The organism is Streptomyces sp. NPDC059456, from assembly GCF_042750055.1.
Classification (GTDB): domain Bacteria; phylum Actinomycetota; class Actinomycetes; order Streptomycetales; family Streptomycetaceae; genus Streptomyces.
In genome coordinates, this window is record NZ_JBHYVA010000893.1 from 1 (window position 1) to 2,880 (window position 2,880).

A 2,880-nucleotide genomic window follows, 5' to 3' on the forward strand; every position below is an offset into this window, starting at 1 on the left:
CCGTCTCGGGGGCGCACACCCTGGGCGGCGCCCTGGGTATGGCAGCGGGGGCGTACGGGACCACCACCGACGCGCTCACGGGGGTCACCGTGGTCACTCCGGACGCGATCGTGCGCGAGGCCGACGCCGGCCGGGACCCGGAGCTGTTCTGGGCCCTGCGCGGCGGCGGGGGCGGCAACTTCGGCGTGGTCACCGAGTTCCGTTTCCGCACCCACCCGGCCGGCGACTGCGCCTATGCCGAACTCCACTGGGCCGAGGCCGACTCCGCGGCGCTGCTGCGCGGCTGGCAGCGCTGGCTGGCGGCCCTGCCCGACCCGTTCTGGAGCCAGGTCGAGTTCCTCGTGGAAGCCGGTCCGCCGGCCGCCCCCGCCGTGCGGGTGCTGTGCCTCGACGGCCGCGCCGAGCTCGACCGGGAGCTGACCCGGCTGTCCGACCTGGTCGGCAGGCCCCCGCGGGACAGCTGGGTCGTCGTACGCGGCTACGAGGAGACCCTGCGGGCCATGTCGGGCTGCGCGGAGCGGAGCGCCGCGCAGTGCCATCTGCCGGGGACCCTGCCCGGCCGGACCCCCGAGGGGCTGACCGGCCGGGATTCGTACGGCGGGCGCTCGGACTTCTGGGGCGGCGCCGGGCTGCCGGACGCCGGCATCGCGGCGGTGCTGGCCGCCGTGCGGCGCTACGGGCGGAGCGTGCCGGGCGGCGGCCTCGGGGTGGTGCAGTTCTCCGGGGAGCTGGGCGGGGCGGTGAACCGGCCGGCGCCGTCCGACACCGCGTTCGTACACCGCGACAGCGCGTTCCTCACCCAGTACCTGGCCTACTGGCCGGCGTCCGCGACGCCCGCGCAGGTGGCACGCCACCAGGGCTGGCTCGACGGGCTCTGGCAGGACCTGCGCCCGTGGGCGAGCGGCCGCGCCTACCAGAACTACACCGATCCGAAACTGCCCGCCTGGCGCGAGGCGTACTACGGGCCGAACCTCGCCCGCCTCGAAGACGTCCGGCGCACCTACGACCCGGACCGGCTGTTCCGCTTCCCGCAGGCCGTCTAGTGCTGCGACCGGAACGGTCCACCGGGTCACGGCGCCCGGCACGGCCCCTCGTCCCACCTTTTTCCGGCCACAGCACCAGAGGAGCTCGACATGCGACGTACGTTGACCGTGGCGGCGGCGACGGCCGCCCTGCTGCTGCCCGCGGGGCCGCTGCCGGTGGCCGAGGCGGGCTGCGCCCTGCCACCGGCCGCCCGGTGGTCCGCGACGGGATCCGCCGCGCCGTCCGCCAAGTCGCCCGCCACGTGGTCCGCCCGCGAGGCGGAGAACTTCTGGACGGCCGACCGAATGGCGTCCGCCGCTCCCATGACCCCGGCGTCCGCCCCGGCCACCGACCCGGGCACCGGCCAGGACTTCGACGGGATCCCGGTCGTCGGCCGGATGTTCGTGATGAAGGGCGGCGGCGCGTACTTCTGCACCGCGAGCGTGGTCGCCTCCCCCGGCCGCAACCTGGTGCTCAGCGCGGCACACTGCCTGCTGGGCACCGACGCCCGCCAGGTGGCCTTCGTCCCGCTGTACACGGCGGCCAACCCCCAGCCGTACGGGATGTTCCCGGTGCTGCGCGCCGCCGACGGGCGGTCGAAGGTGTGGATCGACTCGCGCTACAAGAGCCTGGGCGCCGACAAGGGGGCCACCCTCGACGTGGCGTTCGCGCAGGTCGGGCCGGACGCCGACGGGTTCCCGGTCGAGGACGTGGTGGGCGGGAACCGCCTGGTCACGGGCGCCGGTTACGAGCACGCGAAGGTGTCGCTGATCGGCCATCCGGCGTCGGCGGCGCGGCCGCGGCTGTGCGTGAACCGCACGACGAAGTTCACCAGCAAGGATCCGGGGATCCCGGGATCGTTCCTGCGGATCGACTGCACCGGGTACCCCGGCGGAACCAGTGGCGGCCCCTTCCTGAGGAACTACGACAAGGTGACCGAGACCGGCGAGGTGGTGGGCGTCATCGGCGGCTGGAAGACGGGCGGGGACACCGCCGACACCTCGTACAGCTCGTACTTCGGCGCGGACGTCAAGAAGTTGTACGAGCAGGCGGTTGCCGGGGCGAAGGCGGGGTGAGGACCCGGACCCAGCGGGTGCGCCGCGGGTTGCCCACCGAGCGCGGGGTCACCGGCGGCCCGTCGCCGCCCGGCTGACCGGCGGGCGGCAGACCGAGCTGGCGGCGCAGGTCGGCGAGGGCGGCGTGCACCGGCGCCAGGATGACCTCCGCGCGCGGGTGGACGTACGCCAGCGCGAGCGCGGTGGTCTCGATGGTCTCGGCGGCGTCCTCGGCCGCCGTACGGCTCCAGCCGCCGGGCTCGGCGGTGCTCCAGGGTGCGACGGCGTCGTAGAGGTGGCAGGCGGCATCGGCCACGGCGTCGGCCCGTTCACCGACACCCGGCGCCGCGATGGTCGGCAGCAGCTCCATGCCGGGTCAACGACCGAAGCCGCCCCGGGGAACGACCACCGCACCGCCGGTTCACCGGCCGCGGTTCACCCGAGCCGTCGGGCCACCGCCTGCGAGCCCGCGGCGGCCACGGCGGCGAGGGCCAGCCCCTGCACGGCGTCCCGCACCCGCACCGGCCTCAGCACCCCGGCGCGGCGCAGCCGGCCGCGGGCCCAGAGGGTGAAGGGGACGACGAGGAGCGGTGAGGTGACGACGCCGGGGGTGTAGCCGCGGGTGGCGGCCGCCTGCCCGAGGTGGACGAGGCCGTGCAGGCCGAAGCCGTTCAGAGCGGCCTGGTAGAAGGCGGACCGGCCGCCGGTGCGGTGGCGGGGGGGGGGGGGCCGCGGCGCCCCGGAGACCCCGCACCCCCCCGCCGCGGGGGACAGACCCCCCGCCCCGCGGGGCCACCCGGGC

4 protein-coding genes are annotated in these 2,880 nt (G+C 76.1%); 2 read left to right on the forward strand and 2 right to left on the reverse strand.

The features are described from left to right. Together ACFXA3_RS40160 and ACFXA3_RS40165 are read left to right on the forward strand one after the other, a co-directional pair. The coding region (locus ACFXA3_RS40160; RefSeq protein ID WP_385195995.1) for a BBE domain-containing protein at positions 1-1,043 on the forward strand (1,043 nt) is incomplete at its 5' end. Positions 1,044-1,133: 90 nt separating this feature from the next. Then, positions 1,134-2,099 carry a serine protease gene (locus ACFXA3_RS40165; RefSeq protein WP_385195997.1) on the forward strand — a complete coding sequence of 322 codons (966 nt, stop codon included), beginning with the start codon at positions 1,134-1,136 and terminating at the stop codon, positions 2,097-2,099. On the opposite strand, the gene ACFXA3_RS40170 is transcribed toward ACFXA3_RS40165, so the two are convergent. Further along, complete coding sequence (locus tag ACFXA3_RS40170; RefSeq protein WP_385196000.1) at positions 2,053-2,448, reverse strand: hypothetical protein; 396 nt, start codon at positions 2,446-2,448, stop codon at positions 2,053-2,055. The two genes, ACFXA3_RS40165 and ACFXA3_RS40170, sit on opposite strands and share 47 nt — an antisense overlap. Before the next feature lie 65 nt (positions 2,449-2,513). Further along, on the reverse strand, positions 2,514-2,880 hold a 367-nt coding region (locus ACFXA3_RS40175; RefSeq protein ID WP_385196002.1), incomplete at its 5' end, for an HXXEE domain-containing protein.